This is a genomic window from Streptomyces sp. NPDC060000 (assembly GCF_042737375.1).
GTDB lineage: Bacteria > Actinomycetota > Actinomycetes > Streptomycetales > Streptomycetaceae > Streptomyces.
Genome location: NZ_JBHWUU010000045.1, coordinates 63,400 through 76,294, shown reverse-complemented (window position 1 = coordinate 76,294; position 12,895 = coordinate 63,400). Strand labels below are relative to the sequence as shown.

Sequence of the window (12,895 nt, the reverse complement as noted above, 5' to 3'; positions counted from 1 at the left end):
GCGCTCTAATAGAAGTGCTCAAGGCACGCCATCTCACGAGCCGTTCGTGTCTCCAGCGACCGACAGGGACCTCGGTCTGCTGGAGAGCTCATGGCTCGCGAACTGCTGAGAGGTGGCCCCTGTCGGCGGGCTGAGGACATGAAACCTGGATCCGAGCTCTGCCGGGCAGGACCGGTCTTTGACGAGAGATCAAGGTCCCGGAACTACCGAAGGTCTCCGCCCGGCAGGGCACGGGCGAGGCAGAGCCGGTCTGAACACAGGGATCAAAGCCCCAGAACGGCGGCAGGCTTCCACCTCGCATCGGGGCCCTTGCACTGCCGTGCTCGAGCTCACCGATGAGCTATTAGAACTACCGGTACTCCACCAACCACCAGGTCGTCATCGGCGCCGACACCCGGCTGGTGGTGGCGGTCGGCCGCCCGCTGCCCGGCAACCGCAACGACTGCAAGGCGTGGGAACTGTCCGGCGCGAAGGCCGCCGTCGGCAAGAGCCGTGGGCGGCGGGGCCCCTCGCGTTGTACCCGTGCGAGGGACGCGTCGCGACAAGGTGAGAACCCCTAACGGAAAGCCGCCCTCCCGTCCTCCGCTTCCTGGTGGTTCGGTCCGGCCGCGTAGGCCAGAGGAGGAGCGATTGCCTGGGCATCCGCTCCCTCGCCGACCCACAACGCGATGAACAGTGCGGCGGTCGCCTCCAGGAGTCCGGCACGTTCCAGACCGCCGCCAGCCACGGGTTCACAGCCCACGTCCCGCACCAACTCACGCACACGCCTCAGAGCCGTCTCGTTGTCCCCGCAGACCGGAACGGCCAGTGGTCGCCCATCAAAGACGGGCGGCCGCATGCGCCACACGTCCTCGTGGCAGAGGTTGAAAGCCTTGACCACGTGGGCTCCCGGTGCTGCCGCAGCCAGTTGCTGCGCGGCGGAGGGGCCTCCTTCCGTCAGCAGCTGGAAGCCAGGCCCGACCGGGTTGGAGCAGTCGAGCAGCACCTTGCCCTCCAGGGCCGCGTGCAGACCCCGGGCCACTTCTACTCCCGCCCCGAAGGGCAGCGCGGCCAACACCACCTGGCCGGACTCGGCCGCCGCGCGCAGACTGCCAGGCTTCGCACTGCCTCCGATGCGCGTCGCGAGCCGCTCCGCCTTGTCTGCGTCCCGCCCCCCGATGGTCACGTCGTGGCCGGCCCGCACCCAGTGGGTGGCGAGCGCGTCGGCCATGTCGCCCGTGCCCAGTACGCCGATTCTCATCACGTGGTCCCTCTCCGTGTCTGCTTCGACCGTTCACATCGACGCTAGAAGCCCGTTCGGGCACCATTTGGTACGTGACGACCGACGCCTTCCTCGCCGACTGCCGCGCCCGCCTCGCCTTCGACCTGCTCTCCAACACCTGGAACGCCGTGGTGCTCTGGGCACTGCGCGACGGTCCCAGGCGCCCGGTCGATTCACGGGAGCGGATCGGGGGCATCAGTTCCAAGGTCCTCACCGAGACCCTGCGCCGGCTGCAGTTCAACGGACTGGTCGACCGGCAGGCAGGCCCCGACGCACCATCACGGGTCGAGTACCAACTCACCCCTCTGGGACGGACCTTGCTGGCTCCCATCGATGCCGTCGGCGCATGGGCCTTCGAGTACGGCGATGAGGTTATGGCCGCCCAGGTATCGATCGATCCATCGGGAAGGTACGCCTCCTTCCGCCAGGGCTGATCCACAAGTCCAGGTCATCGAGCAAGGCCGACGTTGCACCGTCGGTCGGGAAGACACGCCTGTGCTTACGGTAGTCAACGAGGACGGCACCACACCAAGCGGCAGCTCGCTGCTGGATGAGATCGTCCGGGAGGGTGCGAGGCGGATGCTGGCCGCCGCGCTGGAGGCCGAGGTCAACGCTTACATCGCCGAGTTCGCCGACGAGCGGGATGAGACCGGGCGGCGGATGGTGGTGCGCAACGGCTACCACCGACCTCGGGAGGTCACCACCGCCGCGGGAGCCGTCGAGGTGAAGGCCCCGCGCGTCAACGACAAGCGCATCGACCCGGACACGGGCGAGCGCAAGCGGTTCTCCTCAGCGATTCTGCCGCCGTGGTGCCGGAAGTCCCCGAAGATCAGCGAGGTGCTGCCGCTGCTCTACCTGCACGGCCTGTCCTCGGGCGACTTCGTGCCCGCGTTCGAGCAGTTCCTCGGCTCCTCCGCCGGGCTCTCGCCTGCCACGGTCACCCGGCTGACGGCGCAGTGGCAGGCCGACCACAAAGCCTTCGGCGAGCGCGACCTGACCGGGTCCGACTATGTCTACGTCTGGGCTGACGGCATCCACCTGCGCATCCGCCTCACGGAGGCCAAGTCCTGCGTCCTGGTCGTCATGGGTGTGCGTGCGGACGGCACCAAGGAGCTGATCTCGATGGCCGACGGCTACCGCGAGTCCGCTGAGTCCTGGGCCGATCTGCTGCGCGATGCCGCCCGGCGCGGGTTGCGTGCCCCCGTCCTCGCGGTCGGCGACGGTGCACTCGGCTTCTGGAAGGCCCTGGCGCAGGTGTTCCCCGAAACCCGCCATCAGCGGTGTTGGGTTCACAAAACGGCCAACGTGCTCAACGCCCTGCCGAAGTCAGCCCAGCCCGGTGCACGCAAGGCATTGCAGGACATCGACAACGCCGAGGATCGCGAGCACGCCGTCAAGGCGGTCGCCGCATTCGACAAAACGTACGGCGTGAAGTGGCCCAAGGCGGCTCGGAAGATCACCGACGACGTCGACGAACTGCTGGCGTTCTACGACTTCCCCGCCGAGCACTGGGTTCACCTGCGCACGACAAACCCTATTGAATCGACCTTCGCGACGGTCCGGCTCAGGACCAAGGTCACCAAGGGCGCCGGCAGTGCGGCCGCCGCCCTCGCCATGGTCTTCAAGCTCGTCGAGTCCGCCCAGCACCGGTGGCGAGCGGTCAACGCACCCCACCTCGTCGCGCTCGTCCGGGCCGGAGCCCGCTTCGAGCGCGGCCGCCTCGTCGAACGCTCCGAGGCTCACGCGGCCTGAACCACCTCAACTGGCTCACAGGTATTGACAATTACTCACCGAAACCGGTCTACATGTAGGACCGGATGGATACCGTGACATCCATGTCGAAGGCGTTCGCTCCCGCCGTGGATGGCAGGCCCAGGGCCCGGTCGAGCGCGCGGCTAAGGGGGCCGCAGCCACTAGTGCCCGGGGCGGCGAACTCCGCGTCCTGGGCACCGAAGGCGGCGACCAGGGGGTCCTTGGATATCACCCTGGTGGGATCGGTGTCCTTGAGCACTAGGTGGACCGCGTCCTCATCGCTGCCCACCGAGCAGCCCGACCACGGCAGGGCCAGCAGCCCGTGCGCCGAGCCTATGACGAACTTGATGTCGAACTCGCCGCGCCGGGTGTCGTCGGACAGGAAGTCCGAGTAGCCGCCGTACTGCGGAGTCAGGGTCAACGGGGTGCCTCCCACCGGGATTGGCGCAGCGGTCATCTCCCCGAAGACCTGGCGGAATTCACCGTCCACACGGCCTTCCGCAAAGGTGATCTTCATAGGTTCGGTGAGCGGCTCGTCGACGGCGCCCATGCGCAGATGCCCCGTGGCGTGCATGACCTCGCAGCGCCAGGTCCCGGGGTCCACACCCGTGGGCAGCTCATCGACGGTCGGGCAGGCGGAGAAGTCGAACTCGGGTAGATCCGCAGCCCGTTCAGCTCCATACGCGGGTGCGGCGCCCAGGGCGAGTCCGGCAAGTAGGGCCCCCACAGCAGCACTTGTGCAGCGGCGGACTGCGCGATTTAAGGTCACTCGGTTCGGCGTCATACGTCACAGCATTGCAGAGGTTTCTCTGCAGAGGAAGGTCTGCAGAGAAAGTGCTGCGATCTGGATAGACTGCCGCCATGACGAAAGAGCGGAGAGCGGACGCCGCAGGGCGGCGCACGGTCGACAGCCCCGAGGTACTCAAGGCCCTCTCGCACCCCCTGCGCCTGCGTATCCTGCGCCACCTCGGCGCGGCGGGCCCGGCTACCTCAACCACGCTGGCCGCCGCCCTCGGCGAGAACACAGGGACGCTGAGCTACCACCTGCGCATGCTGGAGCGCAGTGGCCTCATCGAAGACATCCCCGAGCGCTCCACCGGGCGTGAGCGCTGGTGGCGCGGGGTGCGCGGCCTCGACATCCGCAGACCGCCGCAGGGTGAGCTGACGGAGGCCGAGCGCGCCATGTCGGCCGAGCTGGACCGGATGAGGTTGGAGGAGGACGTCGAGCTTGCCCGGCAGTTCACCGCCGCACAGGCGGAGTCCGAAGGCTGGATGCGGGGTTCACGCAGCCTCATCCACCTCACGAAGGGTGAGCTGGACGCGTTCCATGACGACTATCTGACCCTGCTCGCGCGCTATGCCCGCGGGCCCGAGGGCGCCCCCCACGATGCACGACCCGTACTCCTCCGCTGGTTCGGCCTGCCCGCCGACTGACCGGCAGCCGGCCGACGAACTGTCTGATCGGCCGACTGACCGTACGGGTGAGCTGAGGGAAGGGACCAGGTCGGGCCGACGTCTTCACGCAGCCACGGTCTCCTCATTCGGGCGACGCTTCGCGCGGACCTCGAACGAAAAGAAGATCAACAATCAGTCACGCCGCCCATCGGGACTGCGGGCCTGACCAAGATCGATCCACAGGTCTTGACGATTGCTCCCGCCCGGGCGGCCAAAGGCCATGTGGGCGAGGTAAAGGAACAGACGTACCCCCGTACGTTTCACACCGCGACGGTCCTCGATTGCGGTCCTACTTCCGTGGCCGTCTTCTGTTCGAAGTCTGAACTGGTCAGACACTCACCGGAGGTGGAGAACGGGCAGCAAGATCAGGCACGAATTCGACGCCCTGTCAGGCTTCCCAGCCACTCGGCGTCGATGCGCCGCGCCGACCGCAGCGCGCCGACAGGGCGGCGCACGCGACGAGGTGTCGGAGTACGCCGCCCTCGGGCGGGACGAGTTGCCGGAGGCCGCCCACGCGGTCACTTCGGGTCGCGGTTGAACACCGCCTTCGACCAGCGGTAGCCGAGCGCCGCGATGCACAGGCACCAGACGATGGTGATCCACCAGTTGTTGCCGATCTCGCTGCCGAGCAGCAGCCCGCGCAGGGTCTCGATGGCGGGCGTGAACGGCTGGTACTGGGCGATCGGCTGGAACCATCCCGGCATCGCGTCGACCGGCACGAAGGCGCTGGAGATGAGTGGCAGGAAGACCAGCGGCAGCGCGTTGTTGCTGGCTGCCTCGGCGCTGGGGCTGGCCAGGCCCATCCCGACCGCGATCCAGGTGAACGCCAGGGCGAACAGTGTGAGCAGTCCGAACGCGGCCAGCCACTCCAGGGCCGTGGCATCCGTGGAACGGAAGCCGATGGCCACGCCGACGGCGCCGACGAGGACCACGCTGATGACCGACTGCAGCACGCTGCCGATGACGTGTCCGATGAGCACGGAGCCGCGGTGGATCGCCATGGTGCGGAAGCGGGCGATGATGCCCTCGGTCATGTCCATGGAGACGGATACCGCGGTGCCGACCAGGGTGCCGCCGATGGTCATCAGCAGGACGCCCGGGACCAGGTACGCGATGTATTCCGAGCGGTCGGCGCCACCACCGCCGATGCCCGCGCTCATCACGTCACCGAAGACGTAGACGAACAGCAGCAGCAGGACGATCGGCGTGAGCAGCAGGTTCAGGGTGAGGGACGGGTAGCGGCGCGCGTGCAGGAGGTTGCGGCGCAGCATGGTGTTCGAGTCCTGCACGGCGAGGGAGAGCGGGGTCGGGCGGGCGGGAGCCAGGGGGGAGCTCATCGGACGGCCTCACCTTTCTTGTCGGCTCGGTCGGCTCCGCCGGTCAGGGCGAAGAACACGTCGTCGAGGTCGGGAGAGTGCATGGTCAGCTCGTCGGCCTCCACGCCGGCGGAGTCCAGCCAGTCGAGGATGGAGCGCAGCTCGCGCTGGCTGCCGTCGCTGGGGATCTGCAGCGCGAGCGCCTCGTCGTCCCGGGTGGCCTCGCACAGGGCGGAGGCAGCGGACTGGTAGGCGTCCGGGTCGGTGAAGCGGAGCCGGACGTGCCCGCCGGGGATCAGCCGCTTCAGCTCGTCGGCGGTGCCCTCGGCGGCGATCTTGCCGTCGTGGAGTACCGCGATGCGGTCGGCGAGTTCGTCGGCCTCTTCCAGGTACTGGGTGGTGAGGAAGACGGTGACGCCGTCGGAGACGAGTTCGCGGATGATCTGCCACATGTTGTGGCGGGAGCGGGGGTCGAGGCCGGTGGTGGGCTCGTCGAGGAAGAGGATCTGCGGGTTGCCGACCAGGGTCATGGCGATGTCGAGGCGGCGCTTCATGCCGCCGGAGTAGGTGGAGGCGGGCTTCTTCGCGGCCTCGGTGAGGTCGAACCGTTCCAGCAGTTCGGCGGTGACCTGGCGCCCCTTGCGCTTGGGCAGGTGGTGCAAGTCCGCCATGAGGAGCATGTTCTCCTCGCCGGTGATGAGGCCGTCGACGGCGGAGAACTGCCCGGTGACACCGATCGCGGCACGCACGCCGTCCGGTGACGTGGCGACGTCGTGGCCCGCGACCTGGGCCTGTCCGGCGTCGGCGGTGATGAGCGTGGAAAGGATCTTCACGGCGGTGGTCTTGCCGGCGCCGTTCGGCCCGAGAAGCGCGAACACGGTCCCGGCCGGGATGCGCAGATCGATGCCGTCGAGGACGGTCTTGTCGCCGTACGACTTGCGCAGACCGACGGTGGAGACGGCGGCGGGCGACTGCGGATCGTCGCCTCGCCTTGATGTGGGCATGACAGATGAAGGCATGGGGCCCTCCGGTCGAAGGGTGAAGTGAGTGGATGAAGGGACTGGTTGACGAGGTGGTGCTCAGGCCCTGGCGCGACGGACGTCGATGTTGCCGTACTTGGTGCGGGCGCGGACCTTGACCGTGTCCTCGGTCTGCTCCGGGCTCTCGGAGGCGGTGAGCGTGTTGCGCACCTGGCCCGAGCCGGAGCTGACGTCGAGCCAGGCGGCCGTGCCCTCGCGGACACCGACGTCGATGGCACCGTAGTTGGTCTCCAACTGGACGGTTCCGCGGGCCACTTCGCCCACCCGCAGGGTGCCGTGGGCGGTGGTGGCGGTGACCGAGTCCTCGGCGCGCCGGATCTCGATGTCGCCGTTGGCGCCGCTCACCCGCAGCTCGCCGGTCGCGGCGTCGACGGTTGTGGTGCCGTGCGAGTTCTTCAGGACGGCGGGACCGTCGAGGAGGCCGACGCGCAGGCTGCCGGAGCTGGTGGTGATCTCGGCCCGGCCCTCGACCCGGTCCACGGTGATCGAGCCGTGCGACGCGGTCAGCTGGAGCGGGCCCGTCGTGTCGAGGCGGACGTCGCCGGACGAGGTCTTCACGTGGACCTCGCCGAGCCGGCCCTCACCCAGCACCTGGGCCCAGGCACCTGTCATGTCGATGCGCGAGTTCGCGGGCAGTTCGACCGTCACGTCGACGGTGCCGGTGCGGCCGAGCCCGAGCAGATTGCCCTTGGGCGTCCTGACGGTCAGGACGCCGCCCGCGTACGTCACCTCGGTCTGCTCGGCCGCCCGTACGTCGTGGTCCTTCTTGGGGTCACGGGGCTGCACATCGACGACCGTGTCGAGGCGGTCGCCCGCGGTGAACTGGATGGAACCGGCCTCCACACGTGCGGTGACCGAGATCGCTTCGGGAGTGTCGAAAGAAGGCATGGCTGTCCCGTCCTCTTGAGTCTTTGGGACGTCCCCGCTGATGGGACGTGGTGTGGGTGAAGTGGTGTGGGTGAGGCCCGGCTAGCGCACCCAGCCTGTGAAGCTCTGTCCGACGGTCTGGGCCTTCTCCGTGGTACGCGGCCGGCTGGCGCCGCCGACCGCGGCCGACACGGCGCGCACCAGCCACGCGTTGACCGACAGACCCTCGCGGGTCGCGGCCTCCTCGGCGCGTGCCTTGAGGTGGGCCGGCAGACGCAGGTTGACGCGGGCGGTGCCGCCTTCGTCGCCGTCGCCGGGCGCCTGCGCCGTGAACGGTTCGAGGGACGCGGTCGGCTCGGCGGGGGCGCCACCGTAGGTGGGCGGCGGGGTCACCACGAAGTCGGGGTCGAGGCCGCGCAGCCGTACGTCGACCGAGCCGGGGGCGAGTTCACGGGTGATCTCGTCCATCGCGGCGGAGAGCACGTTGAGCATGGTCAGACGGGTCGCCGACTCCAAGGGGGCAGTGAGCCTCTCGGCCAGTTCGCGGGCTTCGTCGCCGCCGGCCTCGGCGGCCACCGCGAGTTCGCGGCGGAGGGAGTCGACATACGGGGTGAGGTCCATGCCGCCATAGTGGCACCATGATGGCGTCATTCGCAAGCCCGGGTGGCCCCTTGCAAGGGACGGGTGGGCCTACATCCCACTTCACCTGTGAAAACGCCACGGAGGCACCCCCGGTCGACTAGGGTTCCCTGCGCATTCACGTGCCTGTGCAGCGCGCGGAATGGAGCCGATTGATGCCAAGCGGCGCCATTCGGAGCCACTCGGTGCCATGTGATGTCACTAACTGATCGTTCAGAATGAGGTTCGGAGGCGGCGGAGGCACATGAGGCTGCAGGCCAGTCCGAGCAGGCCCTGGTGGAGATCGGCGCGCCGCTCGTAGCGGGTGCGGAGTCGTTTGAACCGGTGCAGCCAGGCGAATGCGCGCTCGACGACCCAGCGCACCTTGCCCAGTCCGGAACCGTGGGCGACGCCGCGTCGGGCGATCAGCGGTTTGATGCCCCGCTTCCACAGTAGGCGGCGGTACTTGTCGAAGTCGTAGCCCCGGTCGGCGTACAGGCGTCGGGGCTTGCGGCGGGGACGTCCCCGTCGGCCCCGGATCGGCGGGACGGCGTCGAGCAGGGGTACGAGCTGGGTGACGTGACCAGGCGGCTCAGCCGGTCGGGGATGGCCGCCAGGGTCAGGGAGCCGTCGGCGTCCTTGGCGCAGCGCCAGATGCCGACGAGGGCGCCCAGTCCTGAGGAGTCGCAGAAGGTGACGCCTGAGAGGTCGGCGAGCAGGTCGGGGTGGCCGTTCGCGATGATTCCAGGGCGCGGGCCCGTACGGCGGGTGCGGCGGCACGTACCCGCAGAACCGCTGCGTCGCGGAGGCGGTCGACACCTACCTCCGCACGGGCCGCACTCCGGCCGTGGGGACGGTGTGCCGGGGCAGCATGTCCTGATGCCAGTAAGGGCGTCGGATTCAGCACCCTGCATGGCAGTCGACGGCGCCACCCGGAGCAGCTCGGCGAGCGTCACCAGCTTGGTGGCCCCCCGCGTGGACAGGAACGACCAGCATCCGGAACTGCGGCAGGGTCTCGCGCTCCGGCATGCGTCCTTTCTCTCGTGACGAGGCACTGTCCACCGGCGTTATGGGAATCGATGCTCGCGCGCCGGATTGCGTCCACGCAGGGCCGGCAGCGTCCCCCGGGCCTGCCGGGAAATCGCCGACCGCGTCGCACGTCAGCTGCTGCGTCCCTCGGGGCCGGGCGCCGTCCGGGACGCCGGAAACGGTTCCGTCGGGACTACGAAGGAGCGCGTGCGGTAGTGACCGCGGAACTCTTCCAGCAGGGCGTCGGTCGCCTCGGCTCCGCCGGCCACGGCGGCGTGGACGTCCCGGAAGTAGTCCTCGTATCCGGCGGGTGTGTACAGGCACAGTGCCCTGGCGGTGGAAGGACCCGCGTTGCGGAAGCCGTGCGGAGTGCCACGCGTGGCGGCGAGCAGGTGCCCGGGTCCTGCCGTCACCTCGGCCTCCCCGGTGTGCAGCGTCAACTCGCCCTCCAGCACGTAGAAGTACTCGTCGTGGCCGTCGTGCACGTGCGGTCTGGCCCCGATGGTGCCGGGTGCGAGGCTGAACTCCTCGAAGGCGAAGTGCCCGGCCGTGTGTTCGCTGGTGAGCCGGAAGAAGTGGGCGACACCGGCGACGTCGATGAGCTCTCCGTCCTCGGGACGGCGCAGCAGCGGACGGGCCGGATCGGGTGCTTCGTGATCACTCATCACGACAGTGTGACCCGTCGGCCCGCTGGTCGGCGACGTATGTCCGCAGGTCGTCGCGGACGTCGTCGGCGTTCCAGGTGGCTGCGTTCAGCAGTCGTTGCAGGCCGTCGGGGGTGCGGTGGCCTGCGTGTTCGGCCAGTTGCCAGCCGTTTTTGCAGCCGACCGGGCCGAACAGTGCGCGGACGTTGTCGCGCATGGCGGCGTCGCAGGTCGGCGCACCCGAAGCAGTGGCCGATACGCAGGAAGAGGTCGTCGAGTTCACGGTCCCAGGTCGCGTCGGCAAGGTCGTCGATCACGCGGGAAGGCTGCCCTCATCACAGCTCGGACAGATCTCGGTGCCACTCGTCGCAGGGGCGGCCCGGCAAGACCGCCCCCGACACGCCATCAACCCACTACACTCCCGACGACGCCTCTGACCAGGCCAGACAGCAAACGCTGCTGGAGTACTAGCTAGTGTCCTGCGCCGGTAGTTGATCGTTAGTAGTTGTGTGACTACTGCTGCTGGTGCGTCAGTTCCTCGTCGGGGCCCGAAGCTGGAACCGTTGTTGCTGTCTGATGACGAGCGGGCGGTGTTGGAGCGGTGGACGCGTCGGGCGACATCGGCCCAGGCCATGGCCCTGCGCGCGCGGATCGTGCTGGCGTGCGCAGGGCCGGAGACCCCGCCGATCGTTGGGGTCGCCCGGGATCTGCGGGTGGCCGCTGACACCGTCCGCAAGTGGCGGCGCCGGTTCCTGACAGAGCGGCTCGACGGCCTGGTCGACGAGCCCCGACCGGGCCGGCCGCCCACCATCAGCGTTGATCAGGTGGAAGCGGTGGTGGTCACCACGCTGGAAGAGATCCCGAAGAACGCCACCCACTGGTCGCGCAAGTCGATGGCGGAACACAGCGGCCTGTCGAAGTCCACCGTCGGCCGGATCTGGCGGAAATTCCAGCTCAAACCGCACCTGACCGACACCTTCAAACTGTCGACCGACCCGCTGTTCGTCGAGAAGATTTACGACGTCGTCGGGCTGTACTTCAACCCGCCCGAGGGCGCGGTGGTCCTCTCGATGGACGAGAAGTCGCAGATCCAGGCCCTGGACCGATCCCAGCCGGTGCTGCCGATAATGCCGGGCATACCCGAACGGCGCACCCACGACTACGTCCGCAACGGCCTGACTACCTTGTTCGCCGCATTCGACGTCGCCACCGGCGAGGTCATCAGTGCCCTGCACCGTCGGCACCGGGCAGCGGAGTTCAAGAAGTTCCTCATCCGGATCGACAAGGAAGTGCCCGCGCACCTGGCAGTCCACCTGATCTGCGACAACTACGGCACCCACAAGACGCCCGCGATCAGGATGTGGCTGGCCAAGCACCCACGCTTCCACATGCACTTCACCCCGGCCGGCTCCTCCTGGATCAACCAGGTCGAGCGGTGGTTCGGCTTCCTGGCCGACCAGAAGATCCGCCGCGGCGCCCACAAAAACGTGCAGAGCCTTGAGGCCGACATCCGCGCGTGGGTCAAGGACTGGAACGAGGATCCCAAGCCGTTCATCTGGACCAAGACCGCCGAAGAAATCCTCGAATCCCTCGCCCGCTTCTGCCGACGGATCTCCGGCGCAGGACACTAGCTGGCCCATGTCGGCGTTGCCGGGTGACTGGGTGCTGGTCGCCCGGCTGTTGGTGGTTGGCGTGTAAGGCATCACCGCATGACGTGGTCTTTGCCTGAGCCGATGCTGACAGTGGCCATGGACAGCTCTGCTTTGCCCGCTGGGTGGGCCGCGGAACCGAAATGGGGCTCTGAGACGGCACCTTCTACGAACCCCGACCCGCCCCATCACCTTGGCCAAACCCATAGGGAGCACCCCCCGGCGGAAGCGCCCGCCTCCCGGTGAAGGCCCCGACCGCGCCCGCCGCGTCTCTCCGCCTGCTGGCCGGCGCCGCTACGGCCCGGCCCCGGCCGCTCGCCGACAACGTGAAGTGGCAACGGAGGCGGGTCTATTCGCCCCAGGCGCCCGTCAGCAGGGTGCGGAAGGTGGTGGGCTCTCGCCCGATCAGCTCGGCCAGCGTCGAGTCGACGGTGGTGAACTCGCCGTTCCGCGCCGCTGTGAAGATGCTCAGCAGCAGGTCGGAGGTCTGGGCCGGGGCGCCGTGCGCCAGTGCCTGCTCGCGGAAGGCGTCGTCAGGGACGAGGGTACGGGTGAAGTGCCGTCCGGTGCTCTGGGACGCGATTTCGGCGACGGTGGCGAAGTCGAGCGCCGCCGGGCCGGTGAGAGGCGGGGTGGGTCCCTCGAACCGGCCTTCCTCGGTCAGGATGGCCGCGGTGGCCTCGGCGAGGTCGTCGTGGCCGGTCCAGGCGACGGGGCCGTCGGCGGGGAGGGCGATGTCGCCTGTGTGGCGGGCGGACTCCAAGAAGTGCAAGGCGCTGGCCGTGTAGAACCCGTTGCGCAGCGCGGTCCAGGGCAGGCCGGTGGCGCGCAGCAGGTCCTCGGTCTGGGCGTGGTCGCGGCATGGCTGGAAGCGGGAGTCGTGGGCGGCGCCCATTTGGCTGGTGTAGAGGATGCGGCCGACGTCGGCCTTCACGGCGGCGTCGATGGCGGTGCGATGGCCGGTGACGCACTCCTCGCCCGCGCGGTCGAGAGAGACGAGGAGCAACTGCTCGGCCCCTTCGAAGGCATGCACGAGCGAAGCGGGGTCGTCGAAGCTGCCCTGCCGGACACGAACGCCACGGTCGGCGAGGTCCTGGGCCTTGCGGAGGTCGCGCACGCTGACGCCGATGCGTTCGGCGGGGACACGCTCCAGGAGGCGTTCGACGGTGCGGCGGCCGAGCTTGCCAGTGGCTCCGGTCACGATGATCATTGATCTCTCCCGAGACTGTTTCCAGTGGAATCAGTCGGACGATAACACTGAAAA

At 68.6% G+C, this 12,895-nt stretch carries 13 protein-coding genes and 3 pseudogenes; 6 read left to right on the top strand and 10 right to left on the bottom strand.

Annotated features, from left to right (window positions below):
* Positions 1-347: 347 nt before the first annotated feature.
* A pseudogene (locus ACFWBB_RS23535) lies at positions 348-491 on the top strand (IS5/IS1182 family transposase); the annotation flags it as partial.
* 65 nt (positions 492-556) lie between these two features.
* Here the strand turns inward: ACFWBB_RS23535 and ACFWBB_RS23530 are convergent.
* Positions 557-1,240: an NADPH-dependent F420 reductase gene (locus ACFWBB_RS23530; RefSeq protein ID WP_385275760.1), complete on the bottom strand. Its 684-nt coding sequence runs from the start codon at positions 1,238-1,240 to the stop codon at positions 557-559.
* A 74-nt stretch (positions 1,241-1,314) separates the two neighbouring features.
* Here ACFWBB_RS23530 and ACFWBB_RS23525 point away from each other — a divergent pair, with 74 nt between their 5' ends.
* Positions 1,315-1,695, top strand: coding sequence for a winged helix-turn-helix transcriptional regulator (locus ACFWBB_RS23525; protein ID WP_385275757.1), 381 nt, complete (start codon positions 1,315-1,317; stop codon positions 1,693-1,695).
* 61 nt (positions 1,696-1,756) lie between these two features.
* The gene (locus ACFWBB_RS23520; RefSeq protein WP_385275754.1) at positions 1,757-3,013 is read left to right on the top strand and encodes an IS256 family transposase; all 1,257 of its coding nucleotides are present in this window, start codon (positions 1,757-1,759) and stop codon (positions 3,011-3,013) included.
* 49 nt (positions 3,014-3,062) lie between these two features.
* Here ACFWBB_RS23520 and ACFWBB_RS23515 read toward each other — a convergent pair whose 3' ends face one another.
* Positions 3,063-3,740, bottom strand: coding sequence for a hypothetical protein (locus ACFWBB_RS23515; protein ID WP_385275751.1), 678 nt, complete (start codon positions 3,738-3,740; stop codon positions 3,063-3,065).
* A 134-nt stretch (positions 3,741-3,874) separates the two neighbouring features.
* On the opposite strand from ACFWBB_RS23515, the gene ACFWBB_RS23510 reads away from it, so the two are divergent.
* On the top strand, positions 3,875-4,447 hold the full coding sequence (locus ACFWBB_RS23510) for an ArsR/SmtB family transcription factor (RefSeq protein ID WP_385275748.1): 573 nt from the start codon (positions 3,875-3,877) through the stop codon (positions 4,445-4,447).
* A gap of 539 nt (positions 4,448-4,986) precedes the next feature.
* Here the strand turns inward: ACFWBB_RS23510 and ACFWBB_RS23505 are convergent.
* The 5 genes and pseudogenes from ACFWBB_RS23505 to ACFWBB_RS23485 all read right to left on the bottom strand — a co-directional run.
* Positions 4,987-5,805, bottom strand: coding sequence for an ABC transporter permease (locus ACFWBB_RS23505; protein ID WP_385275745.1), 819 nt, complete (start codon positions 5,803-5,805; stop codon positions 4,987-4,989).
* The gene (locus tag ACFWBB_RS23500; RefSeq protein ID WP_385275769.1) at positions 5,802-6,788 is read right to left on the bottom strand and encodes an ATP-binding cassette domain-containing protein; all 987 of its coding nucleotides are present in this window, start codon (positions 6,786-6,788) and stop codon (positions 5,802-5,804) included. The genes ACFWBB_RS23505 and ACFWBB_RS23500 overlap by 4 nt, the downstream gene beginning before the upstream one ends.
* Before the next feature lie 75 nt (positions 6,789-6,863).
* Positions 6,864-7,712: a DUF4097 domain-containing protein gene (locus ACFWBB_RS23495; RefSeq protein ID WP_385275742.1), complete on the bottom strand. Its 849-nt coding sequence runs from the start codon at positions 7,710-7,712 to the stop codon at positions 6,864-6,866.
* Between the two features lie 81 nt (positions 7,713-7,793).
* Positions 7,794-8,312, bottom strand: a complete 519-nt coding sequence (locus ACFWBB_RS23490; protein ID WP_385275739.1) for a toxin-antitoxin system HicB family antitoxin — start codon at positions 8,310-8,312, stop codon at positions 7,794-7,796.
* A gap of 231 nt (positions 8,313-8,543) precedes the next feature.
* A pseudogene (locus ACFWBB_RS23485) lies at positions 8,544-8,888 on the bottom strand (transposase); the annotation flags it as partial.
* Positions 8,889-9,120: 232 nt separating this feature from the next.
* Between ACFWBB_RS23485 and ACFWBB_RS23480 the strand changes: the two are divergent.
* Positions 9,121-9,189, top strand: a pseudogene (locus tag ACFWBB_RS23480) (hypothetical protein); the annotation flags it as partial.
* A 280-nt stretch (positions 9,190-9,469) separates the two neighbouring features.
* Here ACFWBB_RS23480 and ACFWBB_RS23475 read toward each other — a convergent pair.
* Entirely contained in the window at positions 9,470-10,003 is a 534-nt protein-coding gene (locus ACFWBB_RS23475; RefSeq protein WP_385275736.1) for a cupin domain-containing protein, read from the bottom strand.
* Positions 9,996-10,265, bottom strand: a complete 270-nt coding sequence (locus ACFWBB_RS23470) for a hypothetical protein (protein WP_385275733.1) — start codon at positions 10,263-10,265, stop codon at positions 9,996-9,998. The genes ACFWBB_RS23475 and ACFWBB_RS23470 overlap by 8 nt, the downstream gene beginning before the upstream one ends.
* A 226-nt stretch (positions 10,266-10,491) precedes the next feature.
* On the opposite strand from ACFWBB_RS23470, the gene ACFWBB_RS23465 reads away from it, so the two are divergent.
* Positions 10,492-11,613, top strand: coding sequence for an IS630 family transposase (locus ACFWBB_RS23465; protein WP_385275730.1), 1,122 nt, complete (start codon positions 10,492-10,494; stop codon positions 11,611-11,613).
* 367 nt (positions 11,614-11,980) lie between these two features.
* On the opposite strand, the gene ACFWBB_RS23460 is transcribed toward ACFWBB_RS23465, so the two are convergent.
* Positions 11,981-12,841 carry an SDR family oxidoreductase gene (locus ACFWBB_RS23460; RefSeq protein WP_385275727.1) on the bottom strand — a complete coding sequence of 287 codons (861 nt, stop codon included), beginning with the start codon at positions 12,839-12,841 and terminating at the stop codon, positions 11,981-11,983.
* Positions 12,842-12,895: the final 54 nt, after the last annotated feature.